General features: G+C 72.0%; 14 protein-coding genes. 7 read left to right on the plus strand and 7 right to left on the minus strand.

Annotated elements, in window-relative coordinates:
- Positions 1-7: 7 nt before the first annotated feature.
- Positions 8-1,057, plus strand: coding sequence for an NlpC/P60 family protein (locus ACIG0D_RS13390; protein WP_399799558.1), 1,050 nt, complete (start codon positions 8-10; stop codon positions 1,055-1,057).
- A gap of 5 nt (positions 1,058-1,062) precedes the next feature.
- On the opposite strand, the gene ACIG0D_RS13395 is transcribed toward ACIG0D_RS13390, so the two are convergent.
- The 6 genes from ACIG0D_RS13395 to ACIG0D_RS13420 form a co-directional block, all read right to left on the minus strand.
- Positions 1,063-1,539, minus strand: coding sequence for a hypothetical protein (locus tag ACIG0D_RS13395; protein WP_399799560.1), 477 nt, complete (start codon positions 1,537-1,539; stop codon positions 1,063-1,065).
- Between the two features lie 267 nt (positions 1,540-1,806).
- Positions 1,807-3,066, minus strand: coding sequence for a styrene monooxygenase/indole monooxygenase family protein (locus ACIG0D_RS13400; RefSeq protein ID WP_399799563.1), 1,260 nt, complete (start codon positions 3,064-3,066; stop codon positions 1,807-1,809).
- 25 nt (positions 3,067-3,091) lie between these two features.
- A complete protein-coding gene (locus tag ACIG0D_RS13405; RefSeq protein WP_399799566.1) occupies positions 3,092-3,730 on the minus strand; it encodes a GTP-binding protein in 639 nt (212 codons plus the stop codon).
- Positions 3,711-4,133 (minus strand): DUF742 domain-containing protein, encoded by a 423-nt coding sequence (locus ACIG0D_RS13410; RefSeq protein WP_166002276.1) that lies wholly within the window; start codon positions 4,131-4,133, stop codon positions 3,711-3,713. Before ACIG0D_RS13410 ends, ACIG0D_RS13405 begins: the two co-directional genes overlap by 20 nt.
- Positions 4,130-4,633: a roadblock/LC7 domain-containing protein gene (locus tag ACIG0D_RS13415; protein ID WP_166002275.1), complete on the minus strand. Its 504-nt coding sequence runs from the start codon at positions 4,631-4,633 to the stop codon at positions 4,130-4,132. Before ACIG0D_RS13415 ends, ACIG0D_RS13410 begins: the two co-directional genes overlap by 4 nt.
- On the minus strand, positions 4,630-7,581 hold the full coding sequence (locus ACIG0D_RS13420; RefSeq protein ID WP_399799569.1) for a nitrate- and nitrite sensing domain-containing protein: 2,952 nt from the start codon (positions 7,579-7,581) through the stop codon (positions 4,630-4,632). Before ACIG0D_RS13420 ends, ACIG0D_RS13415 begins: the two co-directional genes overlap by 4 nt.
- 356 nt (positions 7,582-7,937) lie before the next feature.
- On the opposite strand from ACIG0D_RS13420, the gene ACIG0D_RS13425 reads away from it, so the two are divergent.
- Together ACIG0D_RS13425 and lon are read left to right on the plus strand one after the other, a co-directional pair.
- Positions 7,938-8,726, plus strand: a complete 789-nt coding sequence (locus ACIG0D_RS13425; protein WP_399799570.1) for a protein phosphatase 2C domain-containing protein — start codon at positions 7,938-7,940, stop codon at positions 8,724-8,726.
- Between the two features lie 118 nt (positions 8,727-8,844).
- Positions 8,845-11,277 carry an endopeptidase La gene (gene lon / locus ACIG0D_RS13430; protein ID WP_399799572.1) on the plus strand — a complete coding sequence of 811 codons (2,433 nt, stop codon included), beginning with the start codon at positions 8,845-8,847 and terminating at the stop codon, positions 11,275-11,277.
- 69 nt (positions 11,278-11,346) lie between these two features.
- On the opposite strand, the gene ACIG0D_RS13435 is transcribed toward lon, so the two are convergent.
- The gene (locus ACIG0D_RS13435; protein ID WP_399799574.1) at positions 11,347-12,168 is read right to left on the minus strand and encodes a lysozyme; all 822 of its coding nucleotides are present in this window, start codon (positions 12,166-12,168) and stop codon (positions 11,347-11,349) included.
- Between the two features lie 235 nt (positions 12,169-12,403).
- Here ACIG0D_RS13435 and ACIG0D_RS13440 point away from each other — a divergent pair, with 235 nt between their 5' ends.
- The 4 genes from ACIG0D_RS13440 (at position 12,404) to ACIG0D_RS13455 (ending at position 15,666) form a co-directional block, all read left to right on the plus strand.
- Positions 12,404-12,895, plus strand: coding sequence for a MarR family winged helix-turn-helix transcriptional regulator (locus ACIG0D_RS13440; RefSeq protein ID WP_399799576.1), 492 nt, complete (start codon positions 12,404-12,406; stop codon positions 12,893-12,895).
- A gap of 123 nt (positions 12,896-13,018) precedes the next feature.
- Positions 13,019-13,696 carry a spermidine synthase gene (locus ACIG0D_RS13445; RefSeq protein ID WP_399799579.1) on the plus strand — a complete coding sequence of 226 codons (678 nt, stop codon included), beginning with the start codon at positions 13,019-13,021 and terminating at the stop codon, positions 13,694-13,696.
- Positions 13,697-13,819: 123 nt separating this feature from the next.
- Positions 13,820-14,560, plus strand: coding sequence for a response regulator transcription factor (locus ACIG0D_RS13450; protein WP_043504074.1), 741 nt, complete (start codon positions 13,820-13,822; stop codon positions 14,558-14,560).
- Complete coding sequence (locus ACIG0D_RS13455; RefSeq protein WP_399799583.1) at positions 14,557-15,666, plus strand: sensor histidine kinase; 1,110 nt, start codon at positions 14,557-14,559, stop codon at positions 15,664-15,666. Before ACIG0D_RS13450 ends, ACIG0D_RS13455 begins: the two co-directional genes overlap by 4 nt.
- Positions 15,667-15,935: the final 269 nt, after the last annotated feature.

The following is a 15,935-nucleotide window of genomic DNA, read 5'->3' on the forward strand; positions in this document are numbered from 1 at the left end:
TGATGACGTGTCAGGAAGGCTACTGCGTCTGGTCTGTACGGCGGCCGTGGCCGCCCACGCCGCCCTCGTGCCCGCCACGGCGACCGCCGCGCCCCAGCCCGAGCCGAACCGGGACCGGGGCGTCGCCGAGCTGCTGACGGACCTTCAGCGGCTGTACCGGGAGGCCGAGAAGGCGACCGAGACGTACAACGCCACCGAGGAGAAGCTGCGCGCGCAGCGCGCCGAGGTCGAGCGGCTCGACCTCGCGCTCGCCCGCGCCCGGCTGTCCCTGCACGACAGCCGGGGCGCCGCCGGCCGGCTCGCCCGCCAGCAGTACCAGAACACCAGCACCGACATCTCCCCGTACGTCCGCCTGCTCCTGGCCGGCGATCCGCAGCACGCCCTCGACCAGGGCCATGTGATCGGCCGGCTGGCCCGGGAGCGCGCCGAGACGGTGGGCCGCCTCACCGGCACCGAACGCAAGGCCGCCGAGCTGGCCCGCAAGGCCCGCGCGGCGCTCGACACCCAACTGGCCCTCGCCGAACGCCGCAAGAAGCAGCGCGACGACGTCCGCCGCCGCCTCGACGACGTCGGGAAACTGCTCGCCTCCCTCACCCCCGCCCAGCTGACGGCGCTGGCCGCCTTCGAGGAGCGGGGCATCGAGAAGGCCCAGCGGGAGCTGGTGACCTCCGGCGCCCTCGGCGACGACGCGAAACCGTCCGCCCGGGGCGACCGGGCCCTCGACTACGCCCTGCGCCAGCTCGGCAAACCCTACGAGTGGGGCGCGGAGGGGCCCCGGACGTACGACTGCTCGGGCCTGACGTCCGAGGCCTGGGCCGCGGCGGGCGTCACCATTCCCCGCACCAGCCAGGAACAGTGGGCCCGGCTCCCCAGGGTGCCGCTCACCGAGCTGCGCCCCGGCGACCTGGTGATCTACCATCCGGACGCCACGCATGTGGCGATGTACGCGGGCGACGGCCAGGTCGTCCACGCCCCGCGCACCGGCGAGAAGATCAAGCTCTCCCCGATCGCCGGCAACCCGATCCTGGGAGCGGTGCGTCCGGATTCAGCGCCGTGAGGGCGTCACCGCGCGTTGAGGTAGAGCTGCGGCGACCAGTTGGTGCAGTTCGAACGCTGGCCGAAGCCGCCGCGGTTGCACGCCTGGACCGTGAAGTTGTAGTCCCCGTACCCGGCGGGCATCGCCCACTGCATCCGCGCGCCGGCCCGCAGTTCACCCTGCTTCCAGCCGTGGCTGCCCGGTTGGGTCCAGCGGACGTTGTAGTGCGTGGTGTTGCTGGTGTAGCCGCCGTAGTAGAGCGTCACGACCCGGCCGCAGGAGGCGTACCTCGCCCCGACGTAGGGAGTGTGGTCCCACTTGTACTTGGGCGGCGACCCGCCGATGTTCCTGCCGCCGTCGGGCGGATAGCCGTCGCGGTGGTAGCACCCCTGTGCGGGAGCCGTGTCCGGTGCGGCAGCGGCGCCGGGCGCCGTCATGATCCCGATCGCGACGACGCACGCGGACGCCGCCGCCGCCGCTCGACGAAACTTCGGCACACTCATTCTTCCCACCGTCCTCCCGGTGAGCAGAACCCGCCTGCCGCCGTGCCCGAGCCCCGGCGTCGGACGCACGTACGCCGAAGGGTGCCGGACGCGCGCACGCCGAAGGGCACGGCGCGGCCGCGGCAGGTCCTTATGCTTGATCGTCCCCTGATTGGGCCCAGTCGTACGGGCCGCAGTTCCCGCCCCTGCTCCCGTCCAGCCTAGTTCGGGTCCGCCCCAGCCGCCTGTCGGGGCGCGGGGGCGGACCGGACGGTTCGCGACTGCTCGTCAGGCTCCCGCGCCGGAGACCTCGGCGAGGTAGGCGGCGGTCTTCTCCGGCTCGTAGAAGAAGTTCTCGAAGTCCGCCGGGTTGTTGAATCCGTTGGCGAAACGGTCGGCCACCGGCTGGAGCTGACCCGCGGCGCCGATGAGGTTCAGGACGTGCTCCGGCGGCGGGGCGAGCATCGTGTTGGTCCACTTGGTGACGTGCTGGGCGGTGGCCCAGTAACGGTCGAACGTGGCCCGCATCCACTCCTCGTCGAACGGCTTGTCGCCGTGCTCCAGGATGGACGCGAGGTACGCCGCCGCGCACTTGGACGCCGAGTTGGAGCCCTGCCCGGTGATCGGGTCGTTGGCGACGACCACGTCGGCGACGCCGAGGACCAGACCGCCGCCCGGGAGGCGGCCGATGGGGTTGCGGACGGTCGGCGCGTAGCGGCCGGCCAGGGTGCCGCCCGCGTCCGTCAGCTCGACCTTGGTGGCCCGCGCGTACTCCCAGGGCGTGAACTTCTCCATGAGTTCCAGGGTCAGGGAGAGGTGCTCCGCCGGGTCCTTGACGCCCTGGAAGGCGTCCAGCGGGCCGCCGGGTATGCCCTCCCAGAACAGGATGTCGGCGCGGCCGGAGGTGGTGAGCGTCGGCATGACGAACAACTCGCCGACGCCGGGCACCAGGTTGCAGCGGACCGCGTCGAACTCCGGGTGCTCCGGGCGCGGGCCGAGGCCGTGGACGTAGGCCACCGCGAGGGCGCGCTGCGGCTCGCTGTACGGGGAGCGCTCGGGGTCGCGGGCGAACATCTGCACCAGCTCGCCCTTGCCGGCCGCGACCAGCACGAGGTCGTAGGCGCGGGAGAAGTAGTCGAGGTCGCCGACGGCCGCGCCGTGGATGACGAGCTGGCCGCCGCGCTGGGCGAAGGTCTCCATCCAGCCGGCCATCTTCACCCGCTGGTCGACCGACTGGGCGTAGCCGTCCAGCTTGCCGACCCAGTCGATCGCGCGCTGGGTCGGGCCCGGGTCGTGCGAGCCGGGGGCCGCCACGGAGACGCCGAGTCCCTCGATCTTCGGGGCCTGGGACTCCCAGAAGTTCAGCTGGAGGTCGCGCTCGTGCTGCAGTGCGGTGTGGAACATGCACTGCGTCGACATGACCCGGCCGGAGCGGATCTCGTCCGCCGTCCGGTTGGACATCAGGGTGACCTCGTACCCGTGCGACTGGAGGCCGAGGGCGAGCTGGAGTCCGGACTGGCCGGCTCCGACGACGAGTATCTTCCGCATGCGGGGTTACGTCTCCTACTCGGGACTACTCGGGGGTTTCGTCGAGCGCGTGGCCCACGAGGGACAGAAGGGTCTCGATGACCGAGATCCGGCGGCGCGCATCCATGATCATGACAGGTATGTGCGCGGGAATCGTGAGGGCCTCGCGAACGTCCTCCGGGTCGTACAGCTCGCTGCCGTCGAAGTGGTTGACCGCGACGACGTAGGGCAGCCCGGAGCTCTCGAAGTAGTCCAGGACCGGGAAGCAGTCCTTCAGCCGGCGGGTGTCGGCCATGACGACGGCACCGATCGCGCCGCGCACGATGTCGTCCCACATGAACCAGAACCGCTGCTGGCCCGGCGTGCCGAACAGGTAGAGCACCAGGTCGTCGTCGAGCGTGATGCGGCCGAAGTCCATGGCCACGGTCGTGGTCAGCTTGCCGGGCGTGGCGGAGAGGTCGTCGGTCTCCTCGCTCGCCTCGGTCATCAGGGCTTCGGTCTGCAGCGGGGTGATCTCCGAGACGGAGGTGACCAGCGTCGTCTTGCCGACGCCGAATCCGCCCGCCACCACGATCTTCGTGGCGATGGGCGCCCGGGTGCGGTCCGTCTGCCAGGGCTGTTCGGGCCCCTCTTCCTCGAGGAGCGGGGAGACGCCGTGAGCGGCATCAGAGACGACGGAGTCCACTCAGCACCCTTTCCAGCAGCGCCCGGTTCGGGCGGCCCGTGCCGTGCCCGGTACCGGTTCCGTACACCCGGATCTTTCCCTGGTCCGCGAGGTCGCTGAGGAGCACGCGGACCACGCCGAGCGGCATCTTCAGCAGCGCGGCGATCTCGGCCACCGTACGCATACGGCGGCACAGTTCGACGATGGCCCTCATCTCCGGCATGACCCGGGTGGTGAGGGAACCGTTCGTCAGTTCCCTGCGCTCCTCGGCGGCGTCCAGCGCGGTCGTGGTGGCCACGAAGGTCTCGACCAGCAGGACGTGCCCGAAGCGAGTGCGGCCGCCGGTGAGCGAGTAGGGGCGTACCCGGGCGGGTTTGCGGTCGCCGCCGCGGACCGGGAGATGCGGCTTCGGTGTGGCGCTCATCGGGCACTCCCCGTCGACTCGGACTCCAGGGATTTCCGCAGCTCGCTGCGGAGTTCGGGGGTGAGGACATGGCCGGCGCGGCCGACGAAGAGCGCCATGTGGTAGGCCACCACGCTCATGTCGCAGTCCGCGGAGCCGTGCACCCCGAGCAGGGAGCCGTCGCTGATCGACATCACGAACAGGCTGCCCTCGTCCATCGCGACCATGGTGTGCTTCACCCCGCCGAAGTCCATCAGCCGGGCGGCGCCGACGGTCAGGCTGCCGATGCCGGAGACGATGGTGGCCAGGTCGGCGGAGGAGCCGCGCGGGCCGGCGGGGCGGCCCTCCCGGGCGGCCCGGGCGGCCTCGTTGCGGCCCGGGTCGGAGGAGAGCAGCAGGAGTCCGTCGGAGGAGACCACCGCGACGGAGAGGATGCCGGGCACCTCCTCGACGAGGTTGGTCAGCAGCCAGTGCAGATTGCGGGCTTCACTGCTCAGTCCGAAGGTACTGGGCGCGGTCAACTGCTTGCCTCCTCGACTGTGCCCCCCGTGGCTTCTTCGGCGTGTGCGTGTGCGGGTCCTGAGGTGGTGCGGTGCTGTGCGGGTACGTCCGGTGACCGGGTCTCGGTCGTCTGTTCGGCGATCTCCGCCTCGACGTCGCGGCGCCCGGCCTCCGCCCCCCGACGGAAGCCGCCCAGCCTGCGGCGCAGTGCCTCGGCGTCGACGCCGCCGGTACGCGGCCGGGGCACCGACGCGGGCGCGGTGATGTTCGGGGTGCGCTTGGGCAGCCCCTTGTCGGTGAGCTGTTCCTCGCCCTCGTCGGGGGCGCGGTCGTGGGTGTCCGGGCCGATGGCGTACGGGTCGGCGGGCTCCGCGGAGTCGGGCTTCGTGGGCGCGGTCTCCGGGAGCAGCAGCTCCATGGTGGTCTCGGACGGGGTCTGCTGGGCGGGGTCGTCCTGCGTCGCCGTTTCGGAGCGGGCGGGCGCGCGCCCGGGTCCCGGCTGCGGCTCGGTCGCCGGCTCCTGCTCCTGCTGCTCCGCGCGTACGTCGGTCCCGGCCGGTTCTTCCGGTCGTACGGCCGTGTCCGCCTCGGGGCGCGTCTGCTCGGCCGGCTCGGCTCCGGACGCCTCGGCGGAGTCGGCGGCATCGGCGGAATCGGCGGCGGAGTCTTCGGCGGTGTGCTCGGCCGTGCCGTCGGCGGCTCCCTCGGCCGCGTCCTTCTCCCGTACGGCCTTCTCCGCGAGCGCGACCAGCGGGTCGGCCTGGTGGGTGCGGCCGTGCAGGACGTTGGAGTTGGCCTCGGCGTCGGCGCCGGGGAGGGAGAAGGTCTGGGTGCCGTCCGGGGCGGGCGAGGCGCTGGGCACGGCGGCCGGCCCGGCCTCGGTGAGCAGCGGCTGCGGCAGCACGACGACCGCCGCGACACCGCCCTGCTTCTGCTCGCGCAGCTGGACGCGGACGCCGAGCCGGTGGGCGAGCCGGGCCACGACGTACAGCCCGAGTCCGAGCCCGTCGTCGCCCTCCTGGTCGTACGCGGCGTCGGGGTCGAAGTCGGCGAGCCGGGCGTTGAGCCGGGTCATCCGCTCCTCGGTCATGCCGATGCCGCCGTCCTGGACGGAGATCATGACCTCGCCGTTCTCCAGCAGCCAGCCGGAGACCTCGACGGGCACGTCCGGCGGGGAGAACGAGGTGGCGTTCTCCATCAGCTCGGCCAGCAGGTGGGAGAGGTCGTCGGCGGCGAAGCCGGCGATGTGCGCGTGCGGCGGCAGCGCGGAGATCCGGACCCGCTCGTACCGCTCGATCTCGCTGACGGCGGCGCGGACGACGTCGACCAGCGGGACCGGGCCGGGGTGGTGCTGGATGTGCTCCGTACCGGCGAGGACGAGCAGGTTCTCGCTGTGCCGGCGCATCACGGTGGCGAAGTGGTCGAGCTTGAACAGGGTGGCGAGCCGGTCCGGGTCCTGCTCGCGCTCCTCCAGCTGCTCGATGACGGCGAGCTGACGCTCGACCAGGCCGAGCGTGCGCAGCGCCAGATTGACGAAGGTGGAGCCGATGCTGGTGCGCAGCCGCTCCAACTGGGCGGTCGACTCCTCGAGTTCCGCGCGCAGCTCCTCGCGGGCGTCGGCCATCTTCTGCCGCTGCCCGACCAGGTGCTTGCGGTCGGCCTCCAGGGTGGCGACCCGTTCGTGCAGGGCGACGGCCTGGGCGTGCAGGGTGTTCACGGAGCGGACGACGCGGGCGAACTCGTCGTTGCGCCCGGTGAACTTCACGGGCTCCTCGGCGGCCGGGTCGGCGGCCTCGGCGAGCCGGGCGGAGCCGATCCGCAGCACGGCGAGCGGACGGGTGAGGGAGCGCGCCATGGCGGTGGCGACGCCGACGGCGAGCAGCAGCAGCGCGCCGAGGATGCCGATCCGGATCTCCAGCCCGGTGACGTCGTCGTCGCGCAGCGCCTCCAGGTCCTTGGTGCGGCGGTCGTAGAGCGCGGCCTCGACGCCGCGCATCGCGTCGACGCGGGCGGAGAGCGCGGCGTTCAGCTTCGCGGCGTCGGTGGCGAGGTCGCGGTCGGAGAGGGTCGGCTGGTCGGTGAGGGCGGCGAGGTACTTCTCGGCGGAGTTGACCTCGGGGCCGGTGACCGTGGAGTCGTAGGAGGCGCGAGCGGCCTTGGGGGCGGTCTCGCGGAAGTCCGCGAGGGCCGCGTCGGAGCGCAGCCGGGCCTGTTGGGCGGCGGCGGTGAGGGCGGCGCGCGCCTTGGTGTCCGCCTGGGAGGACGTGCCGGCGGTGGTGGGCAGGCCGGTGACGGGGTCGATGACCGTCTGGGTGGAGCGCGGCACGCTGAGCGCGGCGAGCAGCAGACCGCGGGCGGCGGCGGCCTGCTGGACGGCGGTGTCGAGCTCGGCGAGCGCGTACGCTCCGGCGCCCGCGCGCGGCGGGAGCTGCTCGGCCAGGTCCTCGGCGAGCCGGTGGAGTTCCGCGATGGCGTCGGAGTACGCCTGGTGCGCTTCGAGAGCGGTGCTCTTGCCGGTGAGCGCCGCGCGGCGGACGGCGGCGATGCCGTCGAGGTCCTTCAGCAGCCGCGCCGGGGTGTCGGTGTCGCCGCGCAGCTCCTCGACCTGCCGGTCGACGCGGGCGCTGCGCTGCTCCGAGGGCGCCTTGGACTTGGGGCGCCCGGCCGCGACGTACGAGATCACCTCGTCGCGCTCGTCGGCGAGGGCGTGGGCGAGGGCCAGGGCGTCGCGGGTCTGCTCGGAGAGCGTCACCAGCTCCTGGGTGTCGCTCGCCTGTCCGGCCGCGGCGAGCACGGACGGCGCGCCCGCGCCGGCGATGGCGGCGGCCACGACGGCGACGGCCACGATGAGGCGGTTGCGTACGTGGGTGGGGCGACCCTTCCCGACGGGGGTGTGCTCCGCTGCCCCCTCGGGGGCCGTCTGCCTGCCTGTGCGCCGAGGCCGCTTCTTCTGCACCGGTGCTCGCATTCCTGACTCGTGTACCCGTGGACCCGGGTGACGCTCCGTCAACTGGCGCGTACTCCCGGTACAGTTCCCGACCCTCCCAGTGCCGGTGGGCAGGGGGCGTGCATCGCCTGACCCGCCACCCGAAGGAGTGAACATCGGACGGGAGTTGGCGGGCAAGTTCCTCTGGCGTGTGCGACGGCCTTGCGCGGCGGGCCGGTTGGACGTCGGCGGCAGGCTTTGGCAGTATTCGCCGCCACGCCTTCCCGGAGTGCGCCATTCCCTCCCAAACCCGGCTGCTGACCTGCGAGGGTCCGGGGATCCGGCGACCGATGCCAGCCTTTCGCGGTCCTTGTGAAGGGCTCGTGCAGACTGGCGGGATGCGTACGGAACTTGTCACGGTGCCCGGCGATCCGGCGCGCCCCAACGAGGACTTCGCCGGTGTCTGCCTTCCGGCTTCCGGGCAGGGTGGTTGCCTGGTCGTCCTGGACGGCGTGACTCCGCCCCGGGGAGGCACCGGCTGTCTGCATTCCGTTCCCTGGTACACCGCGCGCCTCGGCGGGGCGCTGACCGAACTGACCGTTTCGCTCCCGGATGTTCCGCTGTCCGAGGCACTGGCCCACGCGATCGCTCGTACCTCTCAGCTCCATGGCGAAGCCTGTGACCTTTCTCACCCGCGCACCCCGCAGGCGACGGTGGTTCTGGCCCGCTGGACGGAGACGGCCGTCGACTACCTGGTGCTCTCCGACTCGGCCCTGCTCCTGGAGTCGCCCGACGGTGCGGTGACCCCCGTCCTCGACGACCGTCTCGCGCGCCTGCCCCGCGCGGCGCTCGTCTCCGACACCGTGATCGACGCCACCTTGCGCAACCGGGAGGGCGGGTTCTTCACCGCCGCCGCGGATCCGGCCGTCGCGGCCCGCGCGGTCACCGGGACGCTCCCGCGCGCGTCGGTCACCGCCCTGACCGCCCTCACCGACGGCGCCGCCCGCTGGACCGAGACGTTCCGCGAGGGCGACTGGACCGACCTCCACACCGCCGTCCGCAAGCAGGGCGCCCGCTGGCTGGTCGACCGGGTGCGGACCCTGGAGGAGGCGGACCGCGAGCGGCGGGCGCACCTGGGCCGCGGCAAGCCGCACGACGACGCGACGGTGGTGTTCGTGGAGCTGTGACCGGCCGATACGCCCCGCTCCCCCGGTGATCGCTCACAGCGAACAACCGCCGGGGAACATTCACGCTCCCCCAAGCATTGAGTCGGCATAACTCAACTTGACTGCCGAAGGGGAGATCATGGCTGCTGAGTCCACGGCGTTCACACCGCTCACCCTGCCTGTGCTGCCGCTCGACGACGAGGTCGTGCTGCCCGGGATGGTGGTTCCGCTGGACCTCAACGACGCGGACGTACGGGCCGCGGTGGAGGCCGCTCAGGCGGCCGCGCGGTCGGAGCCGGGCAAGCCCAAGGTGCTCCTCGTCCCCCGCGTCGACGGCACCTACGCGAACACCGGCGTCCTCGGCACCGTCGAGCAGGTCGGCCGCCTCGCCGACGGCGACCCGGGCGCCCTCATCCGGGGCCGGGGCCGCGTGAAGATCGGCGCCGGCACGACCGGGCCGGGCGCCGCCCTGTGGGTGGAGGGCACTCGGATCGACGAGAGCGTGCCCGACCCGCTGCCGGGACACGTCACCGAGCTGGTCAAGGAGTACAAGGCCCTCGCCACCGCCTGGCTGAAGAAGCGCGGCGCCTGGCAGGTGGTCGACCGGGTGCAGGCCATCGACGACGTCTCCGCGCTCGCCGACAACTCCGGCTACTCCCCGTTCCTCACCACCGAGCAGAAGGTCGAGCTGCTGGAGACCGCCGACCCGGTCGCCCGCCTCAGGCTCGCCACCCAGCAGCTGCGCGACCACCTCGCCGAGCAGGAGGTCGCCGAGACCATCGCCAAGGACGTCCAGGAGGGCGTCGACAAGCAGCAGCGCGAGTTCCTGCTGCGCCGCCAGCTTGAGGCCGTCCGCAAGGAGCTGCGCGAGCTGAACGGCGAGAACGGCAAGGATCCCGCCGAGGAGTCCGACGACTACCGCGCCCGCGTCGAGGCCGCCGACCTGCCCGAGAAGGTCCGCGAGGCGGCCCTGAAGGAGGTCGACAAGCTGGAGCGGGCCTCCGACCAGTCCCCCGAGGGCTCCTGGATCCGCACCTGGCTGGACACCGTCCTCGAACTGCCCTGGAACGAGCGCACCGAGGACGCGTACGACATCCAGGGCGCCAAGGCCGTCCTCGACGCCGAGCACGCCGGACTGGAGGACGTCAAGGAGCGCATCACCGAGTACCTGGCGGTGCGCAAGCGCCGCGCGGAGCGCGGTCTCGGTGTCGTCGGCGGGCGGCGCGGCGGTGCCGTGCTCGCCCTGGTCGGCCCGCCCGGCGTCGGCAAGACCAGCCTCGGCGAGTCCGTGGCGCACGCCATGGGCCGCAAGTTCGTCCGGGTCGCCCTCGGCGGGGTCCGCGACGAGGCGGAGATCCGCGGCCACCGCCGTACGTACGTCGGCGCGCTGCCCGGCCGGATCGTCCGCGCCATCAAGGAGGCCGGCTCGATGAACCCGGTCGTCCTGCTCGACGAGATCGACAAGGTGGGCTCCGACTTCCGCGGCGACCCGGCGGCGGCGCTCCTGGAGGTCCTGGACCCGGCCCAGAACCACACCTTCCGCGACCACTACCTGGAGGTCGAACTCGACCTGTCGGACGTCGTCTTCCTCGCGACGGCCAACGTCCTGGAGGCCATCCCCGAGGCCCTGCTCGACCGCATGGAGCTGGTCCGCCTCGACGGCTACACCGAGGACGAGAAGGTCGTCATCGCCCGCGACCACCTGGTGCCCCGGCAGCTGGAGCGCGCCGGGCTCGACGCCGAGGAGGTGACCGTCGACGAGAGCGCGCTGCGCAAGCTGGCCGGCGAGTACACCCGCGAGGCGGGCGTGCGGAACCTGGAGCGGTCCATCGCCCGGCTGCTGCGCAAGGTCGCGGCCCAGCACGAACTGGGCGATCGGGAGCTGCCGTTCACCATCACCGACGCCCATCTGCGCGACCTGATCGGCCGCCCGCACCACGTGCCGGAGTCGGCCCAGGACCCGGCCGAGCGCCGTACGTCCGTGCCGGGCGTCGCGACCGGCCTGGCGGTGACCGGCGCGGGCGGTGACGTCCTCTACGTGGAGGCGTCGCTGGCCGACCCGGAGACCGGAGCGGCGGGCCTGACCCTGACCGGTCAGCTGGGCGACGTGATGAAGGAGAGCGCGCAGATCGCGCTGTCCTTCCTGCGCTCCCACGGCGCCGAACTGGAGCTGCCGGTGGCGGACCTGAAGGACCGGGGCGTGCACATCCACTTCCCGGCGGGCGCGGTGCCGAAGGACGGCCCGAGCGCGGGCATCACGATGACGACGGCCCTGGCGTCCCTCCTGTCCGGCCGCCTGGTCCGCACCGACGTGGCGATGACCGGCGAGGTCTCCCTGACCGGCCGCGTCCTGCCCATCGGCGGCGTCAAGCAGAAGCTGCTCGCCGCGCACCGCGCGGGGGTCACCACGGTGATCATCCCCAAGCGCAACGAGCCCGACCTGGACGACGTCCCGGCCGAGGTCCTGGACAAGCTCGACGTCCACACCGTGACGGACGTCCGCCAGGTCCTGGAGCTGGCCCTCACCCCGGCGACGAACTCCGCCGAGCCGCAGGTCCCCGTGGCGGCGTGAATCACCGAAGGCCCGGGCCCCGTGACGGGACCCGGGCCTTCGCCCCCCGTGCGCGCCCGCGGCCGTACGTCAGCCGAGGGCCAGCGCCTGGACGCGGTCCAGCGCGCCGTTGAACCAGTTGTGGTCACCCACGGTCGGGCCGGTCGAGGTGTACTGCCACATCGTGTAGTACGCCCACCCCGCCGGCAGCTCCCCCACCGTCGACGCGTAGCGCGCGATCCACAGCGGGTTGTACTGGGCGAAACCCGCGTAGTTGCCGGTGCACTGCTTCCACCAGCTCGTGGCGGTGTAGATGACGGCGTCGCGGCCGGTGCGGGCCTTGTAGGTGTTCAGGAAGTCGCGGATCCACGAGACCATCGCGGTCTGCGACTTGCCGTAGCAGGCGGCGCCGTAGGGGTTCCACTCGATGTCGAGGGCGCCGGGCAGGGTCTTGCCGTCGCGGGACCAGCCGCCGCCGTTGTCGACGAAGTAGTGGGCCTGGGCGGCGCCGGTGGTGGTGTCGGGGGTGGCGAAGTGGTAGGCGCCACGGATCATGCCCACGTTGTACGAGCCGTTGTACTGCTGCGCGAAGTACGGGTTCTTGTAGTACGTGCCCTCCGTGGCCTTCACGTAGGCCCACCTCACACCGCTGTTCCACAGGGTCGTCCAGGCGACGTTGCCCTGGTGACTGCTGACGTCGACGCCTTCGGTCTGGGTGGCGTCGCCGGGGGTGGGCGTGCCGTGGACGCCGTCGTGGGCGGGGACGCCCCTGCCCATGTACGCCGTGCCGCGGGCGGGGACGTCGGCGGCGGACGCGGGGACGGCGAGCAGCAGGGAGAGGGCGGCGAGCAGGGTGCCGGCGAGGGTGAGGCGGCGCCGGCGCCGGGTCGTACCGGATCTGTGCACGGGCATGAGGTGCCTCCGAGGACTGGGGAACTCGTCGAGAGGTGCTCGGTGCAGGGAGATGCGGCTGGCGTGAGCATGCCAGTAGTTGCCTGGTGAAGAAGCTACGCACGTAGACGTTCGGGTGGGAAGAGGGCCCGGTTGCCGCCGTTGGTCTATGCCTGCGAAATACTGACGGAGCTGCGGCGATGGCGGCCTTTGACAGGAACTTTCAGGATCGGGAAACCGGATCAGGGGTGCTGACGTGCACGAGGACGAAAACGGCGGCGGACACGGAGGCGAATCCGCGGCGTCGCCGAGTGGTGTGGACCAGGAATACCTGGCCCTGGAGCGGGAGCTGACGGTGCTGATGCGGCGGGCCCGCGCCAAGCAGGGCGAGATGGCCCGCGCGGTCCACCCCGACCTGGAGTCCGCGGCGTACGGCCTGCTGGTGCGGCTGGACGAGTGCGGCCGGCAGCGGGCCACCGAGCTGGCGGCCTACATCGGCGTCGGCAAGGCCACCATGTCCCGCCAGCTGCGCGCCCTGGAGGACCTGGGCCTGGTGGCCCGCGAGCCGGACCCCGCCGACGGCCGCGCCTGGCTGGTCCACCTCACCGAGGAGGGCAGCCGCCGGGTCCAGCGGGTGCGCGAGGCCCGCCGCGCCCGCTACGTCAGCCAGCTCGCCCACTGGGACCGCCGCGAGGTGGCGGAGCTGGCCCGGCTGCTGCACCAGCTCAACCAGGGAATGGAGAAGTAGCCGGGGCACCCGGGTCGAGCACGCGCGGGCCGGGCACGCCCCGGTCGAGCCCGCTCGGGCCGCGCGCCGGGCAGTCGCCGAAATTCCCCCGACGGCCCGTCAGCGAAGTGCCAGGATGGACGGATGTCCACCGCTTACGAGATTCCTGAAGTGCTGGACCGCCGCGAGGGCCCCTACGGGGAGGTCGTGCTGCGCCGGCACGGTGACCTGCTGCAGATCATCGCGAACGGCTGCTTCCTGATGGACACCTCGGACGGCCGTTCGGAGCGGCGGCTGATCGACGCGGCGCTGGGCGCGCTCGACGACCGGCCCGCGCCCCGTGTGCTGATCGGCGGCCTCGGGGTCGGCTTCTCGCTCGCACACGCCGCCGCGAACGCCCGCTGGGGGCGCATCGCGGTCGTGGAGCGCGAGCCCGCCGTGATCGACTGGCACCGCCGCGGCCCCCTCGCGGAACTGTCCCGCACGGCCCTCGCCGATCCCCGCACGGAAATCGTCGAAGCCGATCTGGTCACGTACGTCAATGAGACATCCGCCACGTACGACGCGCTGTGCCTGGACATCGACAACGGGCCAGGATGGACCGTCACGGACGGCAACGAGGGGCTCTACGCACCGGCCGGACTGGCAAGCTGCGCAAGGGTGTTGAGACCCGGTGGGGTGCTCGCGGTGTGGTCCGCGGAGCCCTCCCCGGAATTCGAAGAAACCTTGCGGAATGCCGGATTCCAGCATGTGCGTACCGAAGAGATCCCCGTTGCCCGGGGCGTTCCGGACGTCGTGCACCTCGGCGTCCGACCTGGATAGCAAAGCCGCGGTGACTCCCCGTACGCTGCTTCCCTGACGCGGATCATTCAAGCGTCAATCGCAGTCATGCGCAGACAAGGGATCACCCCACTGATTCCGGAAAGCACACTTTTGGGGCGGGCGATGGAGCAGACACACACCTCCCACAACGGCACGGCGACGACCACCCCGGGCGCACAGCGCCGGGTCCTGGTGGTCGAGGACGACGCGACGATCGTCGACGCCATCGCGGCCCGCCTGCGCGCCGAGGGATTCCTGGTGCAAACGGCCGGTGACGGTCCGGCGGCGGTCGACACGGCGGAGGCCTGGCAGCCCGACCTGCTGATCCTCGACATCATGCTGCCGGGCTTCGACGGTCTGGAGGTGTGCCGCCGGGTCCAGGCCCAGCGGCCCGTCCCGGTCCTGATGCTCACCGCGCGCGACGACGAGACCGACATGCTGGTCGGCCTCGGCGTGGGTGCCGACGACTACATGACCAAGCCGTTCTCCATGCGGGAGCTGGCGGCCCGGGTGCACGTCCTGCTGCGCCGGGTGGAGCGGGCCGCGCTGGCCGCCTCCACCCCGCGCAGCGGCATCCTGCGCCTGGGCGAACTGGAGATCGACCACGCGCAGCGCCGGGTCCGGGTGAAGTCGGAGGACGTGCACCTCACGCCCACCGAGTTCGACCTGCTGGTGTGCCTGGCGAACACCCCGCGCGCGGTGCTCTCCCGTGAGCAGCTGCTCGCCGAGGTGTGGGACTGGGCGGACGCCTCCGGCACCCGCACCGTCGACAGCCACATCAAGGCGCTGCGCCGGAAGATCGGCGCCGAGCGGATCCGCACGGTGCACGGCGTGGGCTACGCCCTGGAGACGCCGACGCCATGAGCGACGGGCGGAGAGCCGCACGGAGGAGCCCCGGCGAGCCCTGGGGCGGCGTACGCCCGTTCTCGATCAAGACCAAGCTGGGGGCGCTGGTCGTCATCTCGGTGCTGATCACCACCGGGTTGATGATGGTGGCCATGCGCACCGAGACCGAGCTGCGCTTCATCACGGTCTTCTCGATGATCGCCACCCTGCTGATCACGCAGTTCGTGGCGCACTCGCTCACCTCTCCGCTGGACGAGATGAACGCGGTGGCCCGCTCCATCTCGCACGGCGACTACAGCCGCCGGGTGAGCGAGAACCGGCGCGACGAACTCGGCGACCTGGCCCAGACGATCAACGTCATGGCCGACGAGCTGGAGGCCCAGGACCGCCAGCGCAAGGAGCTGGTCGCCAACGTCTCGCACGAGCTGCGCACCCCCATCGCGGGCCTGCGCGGGGTGCTGGAGAACATCGTCGACGGTGTCACGGAGGCCGACCCGGAGACCATGCGTACGGCGCTGAAGCAGACCGAGCGCCTGGGGCGGCTGGTGGAGACGCTGCTGGACCTGTCCCGGCTGGACAACGGCGTCGTACCGCTGAAGAAGCGGCGGTTCGAGGTGTGGCCGTATCTGTCGGGCGTGCTGAAGGAGGCCAACATGGTGGCCTCCGCGCGCGCGGGCATCGCCTCCGGCTCCGGCAGCCACACCCGCACCGACGTCCATCTCCACCTCGACGTCTCCCCGCCGGAGCTGACCGCGCACGCCGATCCGGAGCGCATCCACCAGGTCGTCGCCAACCTGATCGACAACGCCGTCAAGCACAGCCCGCCGCACGGCCGGGTGACGGTGAAGGCGCGGCGCGGGGCGCAGCCGGAGTCGCTGGAGCTGGAGGTGCTGGACGAGGGTCCGGGCATCCCGCGTTCGGAGTGGCACCGGGTGTTCGAGCGGTTCAACCGGGGTGTGGTCAGCCGGCCGCACGGCCCGGGCAGCGACGGGGGCACGGGGCTGGGCCTGGCGATCGCGCGCTGGGCGGTGGATCTGCACGGCGGGCGGATCGGAGTGGCCGAATCCGAGCGGGGTTGCCGGATTCTTGTCACTCTTCCGGGACTGCCATCCGTGCCGAGTTGACGTAAAGTTCGAAGCGGAGCCACAAGATCCACGGACGTCCGCGCTGCCGGACACGTGTGATCAGGCAAGGGCCCGCGCCTCGTGGCGCGCAGGGCCTGGCTCGTCGTACCCGTTGCGGCTGGTCACAGACCGGAACCACGCTTGTTTCCCGCCATTATCAAGCCCGAAACACGCTTTCCGATGTGACTTACGCGACGATGAACGGGCCGGGCCTGACCTTCGCGGTCATGGAGGCGTAGCCTTTATTCCCGCTGTCCATCACCTTGTGA

It is taken from the genome of Streptomyces sp. NPDC052773, from assembly GCF_044547145.1.
Taxonomy (GTDB): domain Bacteria; phylum Actinomycetota; class Actinomycetes; order Streptomycetales; family Streptomycetaceae; genus Streptomyces.